The sequence below is a fragment of the Acetobacter ascendens genome, from assembly GCF_001766235.1.
GTDB classification, from domain to species: Bacteria; Pseudomonadota; Alphaproteobacteria; order Acetobacterales; family Acetobacteraceae; genus Acetobacter; species Acetobacter ascendens.
Window position 1 is genome coordinate 2,059,440 of the sequence record NZ_CP015164.1, and the last position, 20,851, is coordinate 2,080,290.

Annotated in this window: 15 protein-coding genes, 2 pseudogenes and 1 riboswitch; of the genes and pseudogenes, 7 read left to right on the forward strand and 10 right to left on the reverse strand. The window is 55.1% G+C overall.

Translation table 11 applies throughout. The annotated features are described in order from the left end of the window. Positions 1-3 precede the first annotated feature (3 nt). Positions 4-576 (forward strand): annotated as a pseudogene (locus A4S02_RS09995) (FAD-binding domain-containing protein); the annotation flags it as partial. A 69-nt stretch (positions 577-645) separates the two neighbouring features. Here the strand turns inward: A4S02_RS09995 and A4S02_RS10000 are convergent. Then, a complete protein-coding gene (locus tag A4S02_RS10000; RefSeq protein WP_228142363.1) occupies positions 646-2,571 on the reverse strand; it encodes a Hint domain-containing protein in 1,926 nt (641 codons plus the stop codon). Positions 2,572-2,708: 137 nt separating this feature from the next. Between A4S02_RS10000 and A4S02_RS10005 the strand changes: the two genes are divergently transcribed. Continuing rightward, positions 2,709-3,533 (forward strand): IS5-like element IS12528 family transposase, encoded by an 825-nt coding sequence (locus A4S02_RS10005; RefSeq protein WP_082246712.1) that lies wholly within the window; start codon positions 2,709-2,711, stop codon positions 3,531-3,533. Here the strand turns inward: A4S02_RS10005 and A4S02_RS15950 are convergent. Continuing rightward, positions 3,524-4,378 (reverse strand): hypothetical protein, encoded by an 855-nt coding sequence (locus A4S02_RS15950; protein WP_228142364.1) that lies wholly within the window; start codon positions 4,376-4,378, stop codon positions 3,524-3,526. The two genes, A4S02_RS10005 and A4S02_RS15950, sit on opposite strands and share 10 nt — an antisense overlap. Before the next feature lie 5 nt (positions 4,379-4,383). Next, a pseudogene (locus A4S02_RS10015) lies at positions 4,384-5,594 on the reverse strand (autotransporter strand-loop-strand O-heptosyltransferase). Positions 5,595-6,043: 449 nt separating this feature from the next. Between A4S02_RS10015 and A4S02_RS10020 the strand changes: the two are divergent. From A4S02_RS10020 to A4S02_RS10035, 4 genes are read left to right on the forward strand one after another with little or no spacing between them, the layout of a single operon-like run. Next, positions 6,044-7,510: a sodium:solute symporter gene (locus A4S02_RS10020; protein WP_070324241.1), complete on the forward strand. Its 1,467-nt coding sequence runs from the start codon at positions 6,044-6,046 to the stop codon at positions 7,508-7,510. Positions 7,511-7,530: 20 nt separating this feature from the next. Beyond that, positions 7,531-8,463 (forward strand): N-acetylmuramic acid 6-phosphate etherase, encoded by a 933-nt coding sequence (locus tag A4S02_RS10025; protein WP_070323669.1) that lies wholly within the window; start codon positions 7,531-7,533, stop codon positions 8,461-8,463. Then, on the forward strand, positions 8,463-9,449 hold the full coding sequence (locus A4S02_RS10030) for an N-acetylglucosamine kinase (protein WP_070323670.1): 987 nt from the start codon (positions 8,463-8,465) through the stop codon (positions 9,447-9,449). Before A4S02_RS10025 ends, A4S02_RS10030 begins: the two co-directional genes overlap by 1 nt. Further along, positions 9,446-11,692, forward strand: coding sequence for a beta-N-acetylhexosaminidase (locus tag A4S02_RS10035; RefSeq protein WP_070323671.1), 2,247 nt, complete (start codon positions 9,446-9,448; stop codon positions 11,690-11,692). Before A4S02_RS10030 ends, A4S02_RS10035 begins: the two co-directional genes overlap by 4 nt. A gap of 46 nt (positions 11,693-11,738) precedes the next feature. On the opposite strand, the gene A4S02_RS10040 is transcribed toward A4S02_RS10035, so the two are convergent. The 7 genes from A4S02_RS10040 to A4S02_RS10065 all read right to left on the reverse strand — a co-directional run bounded on the left by A4S02_RS10040 (position 11,739) and on the right by A4S02_RS10065 (position 19,709). Beyond that, entirely contained in the window at positions 11,739-12,500 is a 762-nt protein-coding gene (locus A4S02_RS10040) for an ABC transporter ATP-binding protein (protein WP_070323672.1), read from the reverse strand. Continuing rightward, complete coding sequence (locus A4S02_RS10045; protein WP_070323673.1) at positions 12,494-13,507, reverse strand: FecCD family ABC transporter permease; 1,014 nt, start codon at positions 13,505-13,507, stop codon at positions 12,494-12,496. The genes A4S02_RS10040 and A4S02_RS10045 overlap by 7 nt, the downstream gene beginning before the upstream one ends. After that, on the reverse strand, positions 13,504-14,415 hold the full coding sequence (locus A4S02_RS10050) for an ABC transporter substrate-binding protein (protein WP_070323674.1): 912 nt from the start codon (positions 14,413-14,415) through the stop codon (positions 13,504-13,506). Before A4S02_RS10050 ends, A4S02_RS10045 begins: the two co-directional genes overlap by 4 nt. Continuing rightward, positions 14,415-16,586 (reverse strand): TonB-dependent receptor plug domain-containing protein, encoded by a 2,172-nt coding sequence (locus A4S02_RS10055; RefSeq protein WP_070323675.1) that lies wholly within the window; start codon positions 16,584-16,586, stop codon positions 14,415-14,417. Before A4S02_RS10055 ends, A4S02_RS10050 begins: the two co-directional genes overlap by 1 nt. After that, positions 16,576-16,713, reverse strand: coding sequence for a hypothetical protein (locus A4S02_RS15695; protein WP_157885545.1), 138 nt, complete (start codon positions 16,711-16,713; stop codon positions 16,576-16,578). The genes A4S02_RS10055 and A4S02_RS15695 overlap by 11 nt, the downstream gene beginning before the upstream one ends. Before the next feature lie 8 nt (positions 16,714-16,721). Beyond that, a riboswitch (cobalamin riboswitch) is annotated at positions 16,722-16,955 on the reverse strand. A 52-nt stretch (positions 16,956-17,007) separates the two neighbouring features. Further along, entirely contained in the window at positions 17,008-18,720 is a 1,713-nt protein-coding gene (locus tag A4S02_RS10060) for a Na+/H+ antiporter (RefSeq protein ID WP_070323676.1), read from the reverse strand. Positions 18,721-18,785: 65 nt separating this feature from the next. After that, positions 18,786-19,709, reverse strand: a complete 924-nt coding sequence (locus A4S02_RS10065; RefSeq protein ID WP_019088077.1) for a LysR family transcriptional regulator — start codon at positions 19,707-19,709, stop codon at positions 18,786-18,788. 156 nt (positions 19,710-19,865) lie between these two features. On the opposite strand from A4S02_RS10065, the gene A4S02_RS10070 reads away from it, so the two are divergent. Continuing rightward, positions 19,866-20,639 carry an SDR family oxidoreductase gene (locus A4S02_RS10070; protein ID WP_070323677.1) on the forward strand — a complete coding sequence of 258 codons (774 nt, stop codon included), beginning with the start codon at positions 19,866-19,868 and terminating at the stop codon, positions 20,637-20,639. Positions 20,640-20,851 lie beyond the last annotated feature (212 nt).

Here is a 20,851-nt window from a genome sequence, read left to right on the forward strand (position 1 = left end):
GCCGTAGGTTGGCGTGATTTTGCATGGATGCAGATGTTTACCACGCCAGATATAACCACCCGCAACCTGCGCGCAGAATTTGACCACATGCCATGGCGCACAGATGCCGCAGATTTGGCCGCATGGCAGCAAGGGCAAACGGGGTTTCCACTAGTAGATGCCGGAATGCGCCAACTGGCCCGCACAGGCTGGATGCACAACCGCGTGCGCATGGTTGTGGCATCCTTTTTAACCAAACATCTGCTTATAGATTGGCGAGAAGGCGAACGTTGGTTTTACGCACAGCTTTTGGATGCAGATGCCGCCGTAAACGCCATGAACTGGCAATGGGGCGCTGGCACGGGCATTGATGCGGCACCGTGGTTTCGTATTTTTAACCCGGTGGGGCAATCTGAAAAATGTGATCCACTCGGCCAGTATATCCGCACATGGGTGCTAGAACTGGCGACGCTGGATAACAAAACCATTCATACACCGTGGAAAAGCACAAAATATTTAAAGTACCCAGCCCCCATTGTAGACCTTAAACTGGGCCGCCTACGTGCATTGGAGTGTTGGAAAAACCTACCCAAATAATATGGGACCATTATAAACAGGCCCTACCCCGATAGAGGTAGAGCCCGTTATTGCCGTTAACTTTTAGAATCAGGCAGAAAGAACCTGTACCTGTTTGTCTGCTTCATGCAGCAGGTATGGGCCAGCGGCACGAATGGTCATGGACAGAAGGCCCATTTTACCTTTGGTGAAATTACCCATGGGCAGCACGGCGTTACCGTTTGTCCATGCGCAATCTGTCCAATCTGTATCATGCCAGCCTTCGGGCTTTTCTGCCTGAAGATGTGCTGTAATAGCATGCAGGTGTTTAGCTGTGATGAAATGTACATCTGCCACAGCAACACCCATCTGGCGCCGATCATCCACAAACGGTCCGATAACATCAGCCGGGCGGCTTGTGCGGGAGACAATGCGCACAGACTGCGTATTGGCTGGCAGCATAAAGCTATAACGCTGGCCATCCTGCCGCACTGGGCGAATAACTGCCCCTGCCTGCGTAACCAGATGCAGGTTGGAATCTGTAACCATAACGGCCTGATCTGCAGAAATCTGGCAGCCTGTTACGCTGTTTTCACGCGCTTCCAGCTTGTGGAACAGAGGTTCAACAAAAGCGCGGTCCACACAAAGTGGTGCACCTGCATCTTCCACCCAGCTTTGCACTGCACCACGCAGCGTTGCCACTTTACCTTCCTGACGGAAAGCGCGGCGGTTGCCGGTATCCAGATAGCTTTCTGTTAGCATGCCATCAGCCGTGATAACGGAATGCTGTGCTGTTTCCACATGGTAGTAATCATAGGAGAGGAAGGATTTGTCGTAAAAAATGGAGACACCATTTACCAACATCCGCACCGGCACAAACTTGCCATCAAAGAACAGGCAATGTTCTGCGGTAATCAGCATATCCTTGTAGGGCACGCCATCTGCAATGGCATCTTTAAGAATACGCACCGGGTAGCCTGCCTCATCATCCGGCAGACCAGCGCGCACCATGGCATGCGCTTTGCCAACCCATACAACCGGACGTGTGATTTCCTTGTTGTTTTTCCAATCGAACGTAACAACCTGATCACCAATCTGGATATCTTCAACAGCCACATCACCATTGGGCGTGCAGATCATACTGTCCGCCAGGAAGCAGGTCACGATTGTAATACCGCCCTGGTTATCATTAACCAGATTGAAACCCGTTTCTTCAACATTCGGTATGTTCAGCGTGACAGTATATGTATCACCTGTTGTGGCATCTTTTGTTGTGATCGCAACAGTATTTTTGTCAGAATATACCCATTTTGCATTATCAAATGTCACATACTGCAGATCAATCTGGCTGTCCTTGGTCCAACCGTTAATAGTTGTCGTAACATTTGTATCTGTAGAGGTATTCAGCCCGGTAATTGTTAAACCACTTGTATAGCCGTCTCCCAGATCAACCGTGCCGCCTGTATTGCCCGTGATAGAAGCCGTGGCACCACTTGAGAGTGTGAGTGTGTCCGTTAATGTCGCGCCGGAACTAAAATTAACCGTGCCACCGGATGAGACAGTAACATCAGCAACAGATCCGCCCGTAATCGCCCCGGAACCACCAGAGGCAATGTTGATATCGGAAACTGTTCCGCCGCTTACGTTGGCATGTCCATTATTATTAATGTTAATAATGCCATCTACTGTGCCAGCAGACACAGTCATGGTAGCGCCACTCTGGAACGTGCCACCAGACAGTGTGCCGCCGGTCATTGTAATACCACCGCCTGTTGCGGAAAGGTTATTTACAGTACCGCTAATAAGGGTGACGTTACCGTAATCGTGCGTTGTGGCATCTGTAACCGTGCCGCCATCAACCTCAATGGTACCTTGTGTGCCGTAATCAGTACCTGAAGCAAATACACCAGAAGCTGTAGCGTCAGAATCAATCTGGATTTTTCCATCATAGATGGAGCCGCCAGAAATATATCCATCAACCTGCGTGAAACCCGATACGATTGTTGTATCGTAAGCAGAGCCCCAGCAGAAACCCACAGGCTGCCATCCGTTGCGTTTATGCTGGAAATAACACCGCCACTAGAAACCCGTATCTGACCGCCATTGCTTAGAGCCCTTTTGGAAATTCGCTATGATAGGTTTTCAAGAGGTTTTGAGCGTGATTCAAAGGCAGGATGTGGACGCCAGCACAACGAGGCCGCATGGCCGGAATTACACGCAAGACGAAACGCTATCCGTCTGATCTGACAGATGAGGAATGGGAGCGCATAGCGCCTCTGATGCCCCCTGCGAACCGGCGTGGTCGGAAACGGACAACCGATTTCCGTGAGATCATCAATGCTCTGCGCTATCTCGTGCGCTCAGGCTGCGGTTGGGAGATGCTTCCGGTTCATTTTGGCCCATGGCAAACGGTTTACTGGTGGTTCCGCAGGCTGATGCGCCGTTTCCTGTTCCAGACCATTCATGATGTCTGTCTGATGCTCGATCGTGAAGCGACAGGACGCGAAACCAGTCCATCGGGTGGTGTCATTGATAGCCAGAGTATCAAGGCACCCCACGCAAAGACACGTGGTTATGACGCAGGCAAGAAGATCGTCGGTCGGAAACGTCACATCGCAGTTGATACGGATGGCCGCCTTCTCCTGGTCCAGCTGACAACAGCCGATATTTCGGACAGTGCAGGAGGACAGATGATCCTTGATGCCATTCGTAAACGCTGGCCTTGGGTGAAGCACCTGTTTGCCGATGGAGCCTATGACCGTCTCCAGTTGATGGATAAGGCCACGTTTCTCGACTTCACAGTCGAGATCATCCGGCGGTCAGAGACAGCAAAAGGGTTTGAAATCCTGCCGCGTCGGTGGGTTGTGGAACGGACCTTCGGTTGGATGATCCGCTGGCGTCGCCTTGTGAAGGACTACGAACAGCGGATCGACGTCGCAGAGGCCATGATCCACATCGCCATGGGAAGCCTCATGCTACGCCGAAACGCTCATCCGTGAATTTCCAAAAGGGCTCTTAGCGTTCCGCCTGAAAAAATGCCATCTACAAAAACACTGCCACCATCAATGGTGTTTCCGTAAGCACTTGCATTGCTATTCACATACAATGATGCACTTGTACCGTTAACGGTCGTGCCTGAGGCCGTTCCACCATCAAGAACTGTCAGCTTACCATCGTTAAGAGTGGTTCCAGAAACATACCCGCCTGCAGACATGTCCCCACCAGATGCAACCGTGGTGGTTGTGGCACTCCCGTTGGCATCGACATAAAATGCGCCACCATTGATTATTGTATTCGTTGCACTTGCTGGGCCACCACTTAGAGCAACTTCAAATGTAGCCCCGCTTTCCACGGTGGCATGGTCAACAGTTCCCTGTTCTGCCAAAATTTTACCACCGGATGAGGCAGTAATTCCGCTGGCAATAGCGTTGGTGCCCTTGGCATCAATTGTGCCTCCAGAATCAACTGTACCACCATTTACGGTGCCATCATTAATGATAAGGTAACCCTTGCCATCAAGATTGCTGGTATTGGAAACGTCTGCCGTATTAACGGTAGCGCCGTCATTTACATCAACGTATCCGCCATCTAATGTCAGCCCGTTAAGGGTGGCGCCACTATCTACCGCAATATATCCACCGCTATTGGCTGTCCAATTTGAGGCCGTGCCACCATAGACATACCCATTGCCACCTGCGGCACTAATGTTTGTGGCCGTTCCACCAGCATCTACTTCAATACTATCGCTGCCGGTTACGTAAACATTACTGATAGAGTCACCATATGTATCGCTGGGGATTTTTGCATTCCCAGTAATCTGAGATGGATTTGTTGTATCACTCATTTTCATTAGGCTTTCTGTGTCAGGATATGCTTGCACTGCTCAATCACCTGTTGCGCCGTGATCAGTCGGGGGCATTCGAACTGCCTTGGCGTTCCCGCATGACGCGGGCACCACAGGAAATCTTGGTGATTGAAGCGTTCTTTGGGATCATTCCAGCACGAATTGCAGGTGTGCCAGCTGACCACGCAAGCCATGACAGGCCAGAACCAAGGCCAATAAAAAACGCAGCGTGCTTGAGCCAACGGGCACGTTCTGCCAACGGGCGGTTGCCTGTCTGGTCTTCCACCCCATAGGGAATGTGGTTCCAGACAATACCTGCACCGTGGACTTTTTCCCGATCAATGCAGATAACCCGATAGCCCTGCGCCTTTAACCAGGAAACAACTTCCCCCCACCCATTCGGATTATTCCAGTATTTGGCCTGAGATGAAGCCTGCGCAGCAATACAGACATAAGGCTCTGCAATGGGGTGGCCTTCATCCGGAAAGCTGATACGCGCTGGTTCTTCATCCGGGTTCACACCCAAGATGTAAGCTGCTGTTTTATGCAGCCCAACCAACCTGAAATCTGTGGGTTGCCAATCACAGGCTACATCATCGAAAAACAGGCCCAGATAATAGGTAGCGTAAGCGTTTTGCGTGAGCGCTTGCTGTGTGACCTCTTCTGGCGTGAAAAATTCAATATCTGGATACGCCTCTTTAAAAAGAGGTCTGATCAGATCTGAAAGAGCGCAGGTTACGCGGGCCTGATGCTTGGTTGCAAAGCGGGCCGCGTATGGCATCCATGCCAGGGTATCTCCCAGCGTGCCAACCGGGAAAAGAATGAGAACGTTTTGCCCCGTCACATCCATTTCATGCGAGAAAACAAGCTGTTCCTCAGCCTGTGTTTCTTTCCAAACCTGTATGCCAAAACGCACAAACCAACGCTTGGCAGAACGGACAAAGGCATCTGCCAGACCACCTTTTTCAAAAAGGATATTGCCCGTATCCAAATCTGTTAAACGGATATGCCATGTTCCGTTATCGGGTTTGGGCAACAAAACCCGGCACCCCTCATTAAAATCATACAAAATGCCTTCGGGGCCTGCCTGTGTCGGGGTTGTGGCCACGGGAGGATAAGGTGATTTTGCTGGTTTTGGATTTTCGGCTTTTGGTGCGGAAGACGCAATTTGTTCTGCATTAGAAATAGAAATTACATCCGAATTTTCCCTCATCATAAATTATGCCTGCTTCCAAAACTATTATGTGCGCAAAAGCCCGCGAAAAATCAGGCACTTCGTTAAAATATCTTTGCACCCTAGAATCTAAATTCTTGTTAGACAAACAAAAACCACAATGCAACCAAAAAACAAACACATTTCCTGATATTAATAACGTACCAAAATAGTCCAATATAACTTTGCTGTTCTTAACTATAAAAAATAAGGAAGGGTGTGTTCTGCAGTAGAATCACCTATCAACATATCACCTAAATATTACGTACAATAATGCGCAACACCCCTTGGTTTGTCTGCATGGCAGATATGGTGCCCAACATTACTGACTGCCACCACACAACAACATGCGCCTAAGCGGTTGATCTTTTACAGCGGCAAAACTACGCTTACCTTGTTTTTCCAAAACAGCTTTAGTGCAGCTACATCATGCCAAAACCCTTACGCCTGATATGACATTTTCCGATCTGCTGGTCATGCTGGCGTATCTGACTGCCCTGCCCCTTCTGGCGCTGGGGCTTGCTGGCCGCCAAACCTCCGCCACCGCATACCTTGAAGGACATGGTGATCTGCCATGGTGGGCACTGTGCCTTTCCCTTGTGGCAACAGAAACCTCTACCCTTACACTTATCAGCGTGCCGGGCATTGCTTACGGCAGCGGCATGGTTTTTGTGGGGTTGGCACTGGGGTATCTGATAGGCCGCGCCATTGTGGCATGGAAGTTTTTGCCCCTGTATCAATCTGGCAAGATGCTGAGCGCGTATGATTGGCTGGGCCAGCGCTTTGGCGCTTCCATGCAGCGTATGGCGTCCTCCACGTTTCTCATAACGCGTTTGCTGGCCGAGGCTGTGCGTCTGTTTGCAGGCATGTTGCCTATAGCCGCTATGCTGGATGCCGCACATATGGGCCTGCCCCATGCCGTGCTGCTGGGCGGCATTATGCTTGTCACGCTGTTTTATACGCTGTGCGGTGGCCTGCGCGCTGTTGTGTGGTCAGACAGTATTCAGTTCGGGCTGTATCTGTTTGGCTCTGCGGCCTGCCTTGCGCTGCTGTGGCACGCAGCTCCTGCTGGCGTGCTGCACACACTGCATGCTGCTGGGCGGTTTGATTTGTTTGTTATCCACACGTCACCTTTCACAAGTTCCTTTACACCTCTGGCTGCACTTTTGGGCGGCACGGTGCTTTCCGTGGCCTCACACGGAACAGATCAGCTTATGGTGCAGCGCGTGCTGGCCGCCCGCTGCCTGCGTGATGCACGGCTGGCCCTTATGAGCAGTGCTGTGGGTGTGGGCCTTTTGTTTGCGCTGCTTTCTGGCGTGGGTGTGCTGGTATGGGTGCATCATGGTGGCGCCACCTTGCATCAGGCCGGATTTGCCACGCCGGATGCTATTTTCCCCGCCTATATCGTGCAGGAACTTCCCTCCGGCTTGCGGGGGCTGATGCTGGCTGGTGTTCTGGCAGCCACTATGGGCTCTCTCTCCGCCACACTTTCCGCCATGACAGCCGCCACAATGGGAGACTTTGCGGCCCCCTGCGCATGGGTTGCCCGCAAACTTGGCCTTTCTGGTCTTGGGTTTGCACGGGTTGTCACTTTGGTTTGGGCCGGTGCGTTAGTGCTTTGCGCAGGCATGTTTGCACAGGGCAGCCAGTCTGCCGTGCTGGTGGGGCTTTCCATTGCCGCATGTGGGTATGGCCCCATGCTGGCCAGCTTTATAGCGGGTATGGCGTGGCCGGGGCTGAAGGCCCGTACACTGGCCCCCGCCTTTGGCCTGAGCGTACCGCTTATGGTGCTGGCCATGATGTATCTGCACCCCTACGGCAAACCGCTGGCCTTTGTCTGGCTGATTGTGCTGGGCATGATCACACTGTTTGGGCTGGTCGGCCTGCACTATGTGATACAGAAGAAAAATCACCGTTAGCTTTATAAAGGTTTCCGCTTATGCTCCAGCCTGCCTCTGTTCCACTTACCCACACAGAAATGCTGGATGCCCGCTACACGGATCTGGACATATGGCCCACAGGCACAGTGCTGGAAGCCCTGCTGGAAAGCCAGCTTGGAGCCGTGGCGGCTGTAAAATCCGCCCTGGCCCAACTGGAGGCCGCCATTACAGCCGCCGTGCCGCGGTTAGAAGCCGGAGGCCGCCTGTTTTACGTAGGTGCAGGCACATCGGGTCGTATTGGATTGCAAGATGGGGTAGAGCTTATTCCCACCTATGGCTGGCCTGCCGCACGGCTGGTGTTGATGCTAGCTGGGGGCGATGCCGCGCTGTTCAACCCCGTTGAAGGCGCTGAGGATGATGAGGCCGAAGCCCGCCGCGCCATAAGTGCCCACGCGCCCACAGCGCAGGATGTTGTCATAGGTGTGGCCGCCAGCGGGGGCACGCCTTACACCTGCGCCGCGCTGGAAACCGCGAAGGAAGCAGGCAGCCTATGCATTGGCATGTCGTGCAGCCCCAACACACGCCTTTTGAATGCTGAATACCCGATACTGATCCAAACAGGGCCAGAAGTGGTGGCAGGTTCTACCCGCATGAAGGCCGGCACAGCGCAAAAAGTAACCCTCAACCTGCTTTCCACTACATTGATGATCCGCCTTGGCCATACGTGGCGGGGGCAAATGGTGGATATGCGCATTGTTAACGCCAAGCTGGTGCGGCGTGCGCACCGCATGTTGCGCCATCTTACGGGCTGCACTCAGGCGCAGGCGGAAGACGCCCTGCAACAGGCCAATGGCAGCATTAAACTGGCTGTGCTGCTGCGCCACGGGTTGGATGTTGCGCAGGCTCGGCAACTTTTAGCTTTGTGTGGTGGGCATTTGCGCAAGGCTCTGGCCCGTATTGCGGCAAAAACACCCGCAAAGGCCCATGCCTGATGCCCGCCCAACCCACCATTCTGGCGCTGGATGGCGGCGGCACCCATACGCGTGCGGTGGTGATAGCGCCAGATGCCACAGTGCTGGCACACGCCACCGGCCCCGGTTGTAACCCGTTTGACCGGCCAGAATGGGCCGAAAACCTGCGCCACCTTTTAGAACAGATGCCACGCACCACGTTGCAATCCGCCGTGCTGGGCATGGCGGGGTATGATGCCGCCCGCCCTTCCTCCGCCCAGCAGGAACAGGTGGCGCAGGCTGCCCTTGACCCTGATGTGCAGCTCTGGTTAGAAAACGATGTAGAAACCGCACACCGCGCCGCCTTTGCGGGGCAAGCTGGTGTTTTTGTGCTGGCAGGCACTGGGTCTGTCGCCATGGCGGTGGGGGCAAACGGGCACACAGCACGCGCTGGTGGCTGGGGCTGGCTTTTGGGGGATGAAGGCGGCGGATACTGGATAGGCCGCAAAGCTCTAGGCTGTGCCACGCGATATCTGGATGATCCTTCCGTACCCTTTGCCGCTTTTGCGCAAGAACTGCTGCACAGTCTAAACCTCCCCACCACAGGCCCCACCGCGCCAGATGCCCTGCGAGAATGGCTACGCACCCGCATACACCCGCGTTCTGCCGTGGGCGATGTAGCCGCAACCGTGCACATGCTAGCCCAGAATGAAGAAGCTTACGCCATAGCCCTACTGCGTGCCGCTGGCGGGCACTTGGCAGAACTGGCCCACACAACGGCCAAACAGGTCAGCAACCTGCCGGCTTCTCCTCTCCCCTTGGCATGGAGCTACGGCGGCAGCGTGATGCACAACCCCGTTGTGCTGCAAACCGTTACATCCCTGTTGGGTGCAGAACCGCACCTCGCCACGCTGCCCCCTATTGGTGGGGCGGTATTAAAAGCAGCAAAACTGGCCGGATGGCACAGTGATGCCACATGGATCTGCCAACTTGCCCGCAATCTCACGCACGGAAAGGCGATTGCATGATAACGGGGTTTTCCATCCGCACTGGCTTACGTGTTCTGGCTGCCGGGTGCGCCATTGGTGTGCTGGCAGGTTTGGGTGCACATCTTGCCCCTGCCAAAGCAGATACCGCACCACCCGCAGCATTTAATGCGCCGCAGCCTCCGGTTATCATGCCGGCCCCCAGCACCCTGCAAACGGATGGATCTGCCTTTGCCTTACCCGCCAAGTGGCAGGTTATCTGGCAAAGCCCGCCCACCCCGCTTTTAAGCCGTGCCACACAACGCTTTGCAAACCGCATGAGCGTAGTGGCCGGGCAGGCTGTTTCTGTCGAAAGCGCGGAAAAGGACAAAGATACCTTCTCCCTCCACATTCAGTATGCGCATGAGGCCAGTTTTCCCGCCCCCACTATGCGGGAGGATTATACGCTGGATGTAAAGCCAGATGGCATAACCCTTACCGCGCAAGGCCCTGCCGGTGTGCTGCACGGCTTGGCCAGTATTGTGCAGCTTGTCCGGCGTGAAGCCGCAGGCCCCGTTATGGCGCAAGCGCATATTGAGGATAGCCCGCGTTTTGCATGGCGAGGGCTGATGCTGGATGTAAGCCGCCACTTTATGTCCATTCCCACCATTCAGCGGCAACTTGATGCCATGGAAATGGTAAAACTGAACGTGCTGCATCTGCATCTTTCAGATGGCGCAGCGTTTCGGGTAGAAAGCAGACACTACCCACGCCTGCAAAAAATCAGCAGCCATGGGCAGTATTACACGCAGGCCGAAATCCGTAATCTGGTGCAATATGCGGCAGAAAGGGGCATTCGCATTGTACCGGAGTTTGATACGCCGGGGCACAGCTTTGCCATGCTGCTGGCCTACCCTCAATACGCCTCTGTCCTGCCCATGAACACAACAGACCGCGCCGAGATCAACCGCGCAGCGTTGGACCCCACAAACCCTGCCACCTACAGTTTTGTGCGCGGCCTGTATGCTGAAATGTCTGCCTTGTTCCCAGATCCCGTGTTCCATATTGGTGGAGATGAGGTGGTAGCCAAACAGTGGACACTCACACCCCGCATCGCGCACTACATGCAAGCACACCATTTTGCCACACCGGCTGATCTGCAAGCCAGTTTTACAAACCGCGTGGCACAGATGCTCAAAGCCGATGGCAAAACCGTTATGGGGTGGGATGAAGTTCTGGCCGCCAGCGTGCCGCCCCACACCATTATAGAAAGCTGGCGCGGCCCGGCCAACACGGCAAAAGCGGCAGAGGCTGGCCTGCCTGTAGTCATATCCGGCCCCTATTATCTGGACAGGCTGCTCCCGGCCTCTGCCTATTATGAAACAGACCCGCTAGACATTCGCAAAGATGCTGCAGAGGCACAGGCCGCAGCCCAAACAACCGGCCCCGGCGGCACCATTCCCCCCCCAACGGATACCAAGCCCGAAGCCCCCATACCCCCGCTAACAAAGCAGCAAAAAACTCTGATACTGGGGGCTGAAGGCGCGTTATGGACAGAGGTGGTGGATGAAGACATGCTGGATGCTCGCCTATGGCCCCGCATGGCCGCTGTAGCGGAGCGTTTTTGGTCCATCCCGCAAAACTGCGTGCCCCAAACCCTGTATGGCAGGCTGGCCGTAACACAGGACAAGCTGAACCTTCTGGGCCTGAAAAGCCAAGAAGATGCAGATGCCCTGCTAGACCGCTTGGCAGCAGGTGAAACACAAGCCCCGCATGTGCTGCTAAGTGCTGTTTCCCCCATCCGCAATTACGCCCATAATCACGAGTTTTTACAAATTCGCCATAAACAGACGGCTACGGAGCAGGATTTAAACACTCCATCAGACATTGCCAGCCCAGATAGCTTTGAGGCTGAAAAGTTTAATGCCGAGGCCATTGCTTTTGTAAACGGCAAGGTGGTGCTTAAGCCGGAACTGGAGCGGCAGCTTACCATTTGGGCGGATAATGATGCCGCTTTTAATCAGGTTGCAGCCCGCCATGCCGCCCTTACCCCGGCACTGGCTGCATCTGCCCGGCTGGCTGCTTTGGCCCGTGCCGGACTGGCCGCCTTGGGTGCAGAACGCACACCCGGCTGGCGTGAACAGGCACGGCAAACATTGGATGCCGCGCGCAAGGAAATTGCGGCTTCATCCTCTATCCATGTTGTCACCAACACTCCCCAACCCGCAGGAGATCTGATCCAGCGTATTGTGCCGGGTGTGGACGCTCTGGTTGCGCATGAGGGCACACTCACATTACTGCCCTAAGCGCGATTTTTTACAAATCAGGCACAGAGCGCCACGCCTGATAATGCTACTCTGGTTGTGCCGTGCATAAATCCCACGGCACAACAGCGTTTTCTACCCGGCGGGTGGTTACACCGTAAGTTTGGCGCACCATCTCATCCGTTAAACTAACAGGCGGGATGGTGTGGCGGATACGCCCCTGCTGCATCAGCACCAATGTTTTGCAAAAACGTGTGGCCAAAAGCAGATCATGCAGCACCACCACAACACACGTGCCCTGCGCTGCCAGTTTGCAAAACACCTGCATAACGGCCAAGGCATGCGCTGGGTCTAGCGCTGCTACGGGTTCATCCGCCAGCAAGATGGGGGCCTGCACTGCCAAGGCGCGCGCCAGCATTAGCCGTGCACGCTCCCCGCCAGAAAGATGGCTGGCCGGGCGATCTGCCAAATCCTGCAAGCCCACTTCTGCCAAGGCCCGTGCCACCGCCGGATGATGCAAGGCTTGCGCTGAAGATTCCCCATAAGGCAGACGCCCCAGTGATGCCACCTCCCTTACTGGCATGGGTGGAAACGGTGGCACATCCTGCGGCATATACGCCATAAACCGCGCACGCTGGACCAATGTAAGCTGCTGCAACGGTGCGCCATCACACATCACCTGCCCCTGCGTGGCGGGTAACAAGCCCGCCATAATGCGCAACAATGTGCTTTTACCTGCACCATTTGGGCCTATCAGCGCCGTAACACTCCCAGCCTCAAACCGCACATTGGCGGATTGAAGAAGCTGTGCGCCTTCTATGCTGAAACCAACATTTTGCACATTCAGCATGACAGCATATTCCGTTTTCTAAACAGGATAACGCGGTGGAAAAACACAGGTGCACCCACCAACGCCGTAACCACGCCCAACTGCAATTCTGTACGCCCAGCCATAAGCCGCACGGCCAAGTCTGCCGCTAGCAAAAGCGCAGCACCGCCAAAAAATGCAGGCAACATCAGCCGAGATGGCCGATGCCCCGCCAAAGGCCGCAACAAATGTGGCACCACCAACCCTACAAACCCGATAGCGCCAGAAACCGCAACACAAGAACCCACAGCCAACGCCGTACCCACAACCACGCGCATTTGCACGCCCCTTACACCACCCAGCCGAAAGCCGAGGCTCTGGGCTACGTCTTCCCCCATTGTTAGGGCATCTAATGCGCGGCCACTGCCCATAAGCAGGGCACAGCCCGCCACCACACCGGGCAAGGCCAGCAGCACATCATTAAGTGTGCGATCTGTTAAAGACCCCATAAGCCAGTGCATAATTTCAAACGTGGCATAGGGGCTGGGCACCAGGTTGAGCACCAATGCCGTAAGGGCTGCGGTAAAACTGCTTACCGCCGCACCAGCCAGCAGCAACACCAATGCACCACCACGCCCTACCAATGCTACCAACAACATGGCTGTTATCAGCGCACCGGCCAAACCACCCAAAGGCAGCAAAGCCGAGGCAATTTGAAAAAGCCCTGTATAAAACACGCAAACAGCCCCAAGGGCGGCCCCGCCAGAAACACCTAAAAGCCCCGGATCTGCCAGCGGATTGCGCAAATAACCTTGCAGCACCGCACCACTTAGCCCCAACGTGCCGCCCACCATAAGGGCTAGCAACATGCGTGGCAGGCGCAACTGCCCCATAATCACCGCGCCTATGGAATGTGCACCGGCCCACCAATCTGCCAGCGCCGCGGGCACGTTAATGCTGCTTTCCCCCCACCACAAAGAGGCCACAGCCATAACAACCACCAGCAGCGCCAGCAGCGTGTTCAGCACAACGGGGCGCAGGAGCTTCATGGTTGGGTGTCCTTTACAATGGGCTGCAAGATAGGTGTGTTTTGAACATGCCTTGCAGCATCAGGCACAACACCATCGCGCGCATGGCGTAATGTGGCCACGGCATCCAGCGTTTGCGGCAGCCCACATAGCCACAGGCGGGCTGGCACATCCACAACATGCGGCGGCGCAAACATGGCCAGCATAACCGGGTTGGCCAGCATAGCCTGCGCAAGGGAATGGCCGGGACCGGAGGGGTCTCTCACCAGTAAATCCGGGTGATAGGCCAAAAGCACCTCCAGCGGCACGCGCCCACCTAAAGGGGATGTGCCTGCCGTGGTGGCAAAGTTGCGCAAACCGGCATGGGCCAGCACATCATCTGGCAAGCTATGGGCATGCACTACAAAACCATTGGCCTCATACACCACGGCTATGGGGTCTGATACTTGGCGGGTTGTGGCTATTTCTGCCAACCGGGCCTGAAAAGCCGCCACAAGTTGCCGCCCGCGTTCTGGGTGCCCCACTGCATTGGCAACTTGCATGATCTGGTCAGGAATATCCGCCAAAGAGGATGCAGGTGGCAACGTAAGCACCTTGGCCCCTACCTCCTTGGCGGCACGCACAGCCAAGCGGGCTGTAAAGCGGCCTGCCAGCACCACATCTGGTTTGGCGGCCAGCACTGTTTCTGCTGTGGATTGCAACACCGGCACATCCTGCGCCTGCAGGCACAACACGGATTCCGTACAATCCCGCGCAAGGGTGGATACGCCAATAATATCCTTGTGGTCTGCCAACATAAGGGCAAGCTGATCTGTGCACAGGTTGAGCGATGCCACACGCTCTGCCCATGCGGCATTGGGTGCAGGCACCGCAAAGGCTGCCCCCAATGCCCACACAACCACCCGGCGAAGGAATACGGAAAAGCGCATCAGTAATTCAGTGTAAAGCCGCCATAGCCTGCACGGCCGGGCTGAAGGTAGCCTATGGGGCTTTCATACTGGCGGTTGAGCAAGTTATCCGCCCGTGCAAACACCGTAACATAACGATTGATTTTATAACTGGCCGCCAGATCTATGGTGAAATATCCATGATCTTTGCCGCATGTGCTGCAATACTGGTACGTATCGGAAATAACCGGCGTATCGCGCGAACCGCTGACATACAGAATATTGCCCGAAAGCGAGAGCCCATCCACCGGCTGCCATGTGGTGTTGAAGTTGAACTTGTGCTGCGGGCGGCGCTGGAGCGCCTGCCCGGTAGAGGCATCTCGCGCGTGGGTCCATGTATAGTTCAGGTTGAAATCCAGCGTATCCAGCGCTTTCCAGTCCAGATACGCTTCCACGCCATACATGCGGGCACGGGCTACGTTATTGTAGGAATAAGTGGAATAGTAATTTTCGTAGGAACTGACAGACTGAATAAGATTGCGCACGTGGTTTTCATACCATGTGGCCCCAAAATGCAATTTGTCATGCGCCAAGGTTTGTTCCACGCCCACATCATACCCTATCAGACGTTCGGCCCGCAGGTTGGGGTTGCCCTTTTCCGCATAGCTGGTGGAAATCTGGTTGGCAAAAAGCTGATACAATGAAGGGCCATGAAAACCACTGCCCGCACTGGCCTTGATAACCGTGCCGCTGTGCGGAATATGAATGGCCGGGGCCACGCGCCATGTGACGTAATTGCCGTAGCGAGAATTGGCATCATACCGGATATTGGCTGCTCCATATAAAATCTTGTTCCAGTTACCCTGATACTGCCCGTAGCCTGCCGTGGTATCCATGCCCGCGCTGGTGCTGAAGGGCGTGGATGATGCCGCGCTATTTCCTTGGCTAGAATTAAACGTATCATGAAAATGCTCTGCCCCCACAAGCAGAGATCCGTATTTGTCCAGATTAACAGTGCCGTGCCAATCTATTTTAATGCGACTGGTGCGGTAATATGTGGGATCATACTGCAAGGCATCGCCTTCCAGCGTGGTGCCAGTTTCTGTCCAGCTTCTGCGGCCTGCCATATACCCCAGACCAATCACCTGATCGAACTTACCCCCGAATGAGGACAAATGCGCTGTGCCCCGCACAATGGCCTGATTTTGCGTGGTATGTTCGCGCTCGCTCCCCACGTCACCGTAATATCCCAAGCGGCTGTAATATTCATCTTCCATATTATAGGCACTGTAGGTGTGCAGGTTGCTCTGGATTAGCCGGGCCGTGAGCCCCAGATCAAAATTATGGGTGACATCATAGCCAAGGCGAATGTTGGCAGAGCGGTTATCGTTTCTGTCCCCCCGATGGCGCTGTTCCTTGTCCGCGCCAAAATAGCGACCGATATAACGCGGGATTTCATGAAAGCCATCCTGCCGGTAATGGGAAAGTTCAACATTATAATGGAACTTTCCCTTACTGCCACGCGCGCCCATAACCTGATTGAACGTGCCGTAAGATCCTCCTTCCACCCGCACAAAAGACGTAAACCTGCCCTGCCCCTGTGCTGTGGTCATATCAATAACCCCAGCCATGGCATCTGCCCCGTACAGGCCGCTTTGTGGCCCACGCAGAATTTCTATGCGGCCCATACCATCGGTTACAAACTGCGCAGCATCAAACGCGCCGGAGGTGGAACTGCCATCGTTAATATCCATGCCATCCAGCCGCACCTTGACCTCGTTGGCATTGTTGCCGCGCATGAAAATGGAGGTGGTGCCGCCAAAGCCGCCTGAACGCACCACATTAAGCCCCGGTTGGCGGGCCAGAATATCTGTAAGCGTGCGGCGCTGCTGGGTGAGGATCTGCTTTTCTGTCACGATCGTCATGGCTGTGCCAATTTCATCCGCCCGCATGGGGCGCCGTGCGGCACTTACCGTAACGTAATCCGGGTAGGCCTGCGTGCTGCGGGCCTGCACAGGCTGCGCGCCCTCCGCCCCGATAGAGATAGGTGCATTTTGTGCCGGAACAGTAGCGGCAGGCGTGGGTGCCAGTTTGGTGGCAACGGTGTTTTTACCCGTTGATGTATGGGGGTTTGCGGCATCGGCTGCCATAGCGGCAGTGGTTTCTACCAGCAGCAGGGAAGAACCGGTAAGCAAAAGGGTTTTAAGACGCATGGGTTAAGGCAATCTCGCGGTTTAACAGCGTTGCCACGAGACTTGGCCCGGCTTTTTCCACCACAGGGCACAAACCACCCCATTGGCTGACCGCTAGCCCAGCCTGCCAGCACACCCCGGCTGACATGCCCCGTCTGCAACTGTGTGCTGATGGCAGGTCTCCTGGCTTGCGGTTTTTCGGTTGTGGCACCCCTTCCCGGAAAGGTTTGTTCCAGTGGGCCAGCGCCTTAGCGCTGTGCGTGCACATCCATGCCGCTTACAGTTGCGGGGACAGCCCGGGAATACCGCTTGATCCATTGCTGGCAATGGCGCGGGCACCCGGTTCCCTTTTCATTCCCCTAGGGGGAAACCATCATGCGGTGTGGTTTACAGGCTGGGGGTGGCTTGTCAACAAAAGCACACCCCAGCGCGGCGGCTGCCTTTAGGCTTCACGCGGGAGGCGTTGAGACTGGGAGCGAATAACCTGCTCCTCATAATCCAGTTCCTGCTGGAGCTTCCATTCTGTTTGATCGTTAATCTCGCTGCGTGATGTCATATCCCGCATAGCCTGCCGCTCTGCCCGCAGCAGTTGCAGGCGCAGGGCTAGTTCCGTACGGGCGTGGCGTAGCGCACGGCTGCGGTCCAGCGGCGTGATGCGCGGCGTTTCATCCTCTTCTTCCAACCGGCTATGATAAAGCTGATACAGGCGGTCTATTACCTCCTGCCGCAGGGCTTCATCTGCGGCACTTTGCCCCTCCGGCTTGGCAAGTGCTGTGCCCTTGGGGTTGGGGGCTGGCGGTTGCGCCCGCGCTTTTGTCAGCACCGCAAGGGCTACGCGTATCAGCTTCTGGCGGGCCATATTTTCTTCCTGCGCGTTCTTGTCCACCGTCTCCTGCGGCAAAAAGCGCAGGCACAGCGGAATGAACACACTGGCCGCCAGCAGCGAGAGCACAATCACGCCTGTAGCTGCCACCACCACGGCATCCCGCATGGGAAAGGCATCTGTGCCATCTGTGCCTTCGGGCAGGGAAAGCACAGCCGCCAGCGTAACAGCCCCGCGCACCCCGGCAAATGTCAGCAACATGCTGCCTGCAAAACCTGTGGGTTCAAACGGCAGGCTGCCAATGCGCGCCACCACCCAACGGCCAAAAACGGATGTCCACACACCTGCAAAGCGCATGGCCAGCATAATGGCGTATATCTGCACCACAAACAGACCAACCTGCCACAAGGCCACATCGTATTTATGGCCCAACGCCACACCATGTTGCAGCAGTTCTGGCAACTGCATACCCAGAAACAAAAAGATAAGCGCGTTAAAAACGTAGCTGACAATGTTCCAGACCGTTGTGGCCTGTAAGCGGGTAAAAGTGGCGGTGTCCTCTATCATGCCGGAGAGCTTGAGCACCATGCAGCCTGCTACGGCGGCCAAAATGCCCGAACACTCCACCGCTTCTGCCGCGGCATACATTAAAAACGGCAAGAGCAGCACAAAGATAATTTGGGATTGCGGATCATCATACCCACGGCGCACCAGCACGCGGTTGAGCTTAACGGCCAGCCATGCCACCGCAGCCCCCACCAGCAAGCCACCCAAGGCTACCATTAAAAATGTGCCAAAAGCCTGCCTGTAGGAGAACTCCCCCGTAAGGGCATCGGCCATGGCAAAACGAAAGCACACAAGGCCGGAGGCATCGTTAAACAGTGCCTCGCCCGATAAAATCTGCAACAGCCGGTTGGGCACTTTGCGCCCTTCAATAAGGCTGGAAACCGCCACCGTATCTGTGGGGGAAAGTGCGGCCGCCAGTGTGAAGCAGATGGGCAGGCCCAGCTCTGGCACAATCCAGTGGATGGCATAGCCACATACCAGCGTGCTGAGTGCCACAAGCCCAAAGGCCAAAAACAGAATAGGGCCGCGCAGTTCTGCAAACTCACGCAATGGCATGCGGAATGAATCTGCAAACAACAAAGGCGGCAGAAACACAAACATGAACATATCTGGCTGCAAGCTGACATGCATGCCCGCCATCGCAGCAAACACACCCAGAATGATAAGAATAACCGGCTGCGGCACCTTCTGTTTAAACAGGGCAACAAGCAGGCTGCTTACTGCCGCCAACAAAAGCAGCAGCAGAATGTTTTCTATGGTTAACATGGCCTGCGCTCTTTGGGCGTGTTTAGGCGTTTATGCAACGAACATTCTGCATATACACGCCCGCTTTACGGAACGGCACAAACAGGGCGTAAAACCTGCTGGCGCACCAGTTTTTCCAACCATGCCGCAAATACCTGCACCCGCATGGAAAGATGCCGCCTGTGCGGATAAAGCAGCGCCATAGGCAACGGTGCCGCACGCCACTGGGGCAGTATTTCCACCAATTGGCCGGTATGCAGGTAAGAGCGCACATCATAAGCGGGTATCTGAATAGCCCCCAGCCCAGCCAGTGTGCAGGCTATTAAGGCCTCTGCACTGTTTACCGTTACGCGGCCCGGCACATCCAGCGTGTGGGTGTGGCCGTTTTCTTCCCACTCCCACTGCTCTACCCGGCCATTCTGGGGGGAGGCATAACGCACAGCCTCGTGCCCTTTCATCAGGTCTGTGGGGCATTGGGGCATACCATGTTGCTTAAGGTATGTGGGGCTGGCCACGTTTATGAGTTCAAGCTCCCCCATACGGCGGGCAATCAGGCCGGAATCCTGCAAAGGGCCAACACGCAGCACGCAATCCAATCCATCTTCCACCAGATTAACCGCTCTATCCGTTACCCCCAATTCTACCGAAAGACCGGGATATGTGGCCAGAAAATCTGGCAATGCCGGGGCCACAATCAGCCGCCCAATGCGGCCGGGCATATTCACGCGCAGCACACCTTGCACAGCGCTTTCGCTCTGGCGGAACAGATTTTCCGCTTCCTCCACATCTGCCACAAGGCGCAGGCAGTGTTCGTAAAACGCGGCACCATCTGGCGTGGGGGTAACAGAGCGTGTTGTGCGCGTAAGCAAACGTGCACCCACGCGGCTTTCAAGCTGCTGCACGGCGGCAGATACGCTGGAACGCGGCATACCTAAGGTTTCTGCCGCGTGGGTAAAACTGGCAGCCTCCACCACGCGGGCAAAAATGCGAAAAAGATCTATCCTGTCCATACGCGTTAGCCTTTAGGGCTGCACCCTATTGTTCGGGAAATCTGGCAAGTGTTGTCAGAACAAGCAGCTTTATCCGCCTACTGTAGCTGATACGGTAGCAATAGAAAACGGGAGCCACATCTATTGGCCCCCGATACACGCAAGGGAGCAACCGACATGGTAGACCTCAGCATTAAAGGCAAAACCGTTCTGATAGCCGGCGGGGCCAAAAATCTGGGCGGGCTGATTGCGCGGGATCTGGCAGAACATGGCGCCAAGGCCATTGCGATCCATTACCATAGCGCAGCCAGCAAGGCGGAAGCAGATGCCACAGTGGCCGCTGTAAAAGCAGCAGGCGCGCAGGCGGAGGCTTTTCAGGCCGATCTTACACAGCCGGGCGCTGTTGCCAAACTGTTCGCAGATGCAAAATCTGCTTTTGGCGCACCAGATATTGCCATTAACACCGTGGGCAAAGTGCTAAAAAAGCCGATTGCAGACACCACGGATGAAGAATTTGATTCCATGTTCGCCATCAACACCAAGGTGGCGTATCAGTTTATCCGTGAAGCCGGAAAACATCTGGCCGATAACGGCAAGCTGCTTACACTGGTAACATCTCTATTGGGGGCATACACGCCGTTCTATTCCACCTATGCGGGTTCCAAGGTAGCGGTGGAACACTTCACCCGTGCGGCCTCCAAGGAATATGGCGCACGTGGCATTTCTGTTAACGCCATTGGCCCCGGCCCCATGGATACACCGTTCTTTTACGGCCAAGAAGGTGCAGATGCCGTGGCTTACCACAAAACGGCTGCGGCACTTTCTCCCTTTAGCAAAACAGGCCTGACAGATATTGAAGATATTGCACCATATGTGCGCTTTATTGTTTCTGAAGGCTGGTGGATGACAGGCCAGACCATTCTGGTAAACGGTGGTTACACCACAAAATAAAACTGACTTTGTGCCCATTACGGTACAACGCCATGTGCAAGGAGGCCACGTGCAGAACGTGGCCTCCTTTTTTGTGCCCTGCTCTAGATGCAAAGCTGTTGCGCGCGTGCAACAGCCCACAAAAAGCTGAGCGCACGCGGCTCATTCTTATTGTAATGTTATAGTGTTACATAATACATGCTGCGTCCTCCGCCACACTCAACCAAGGCAGC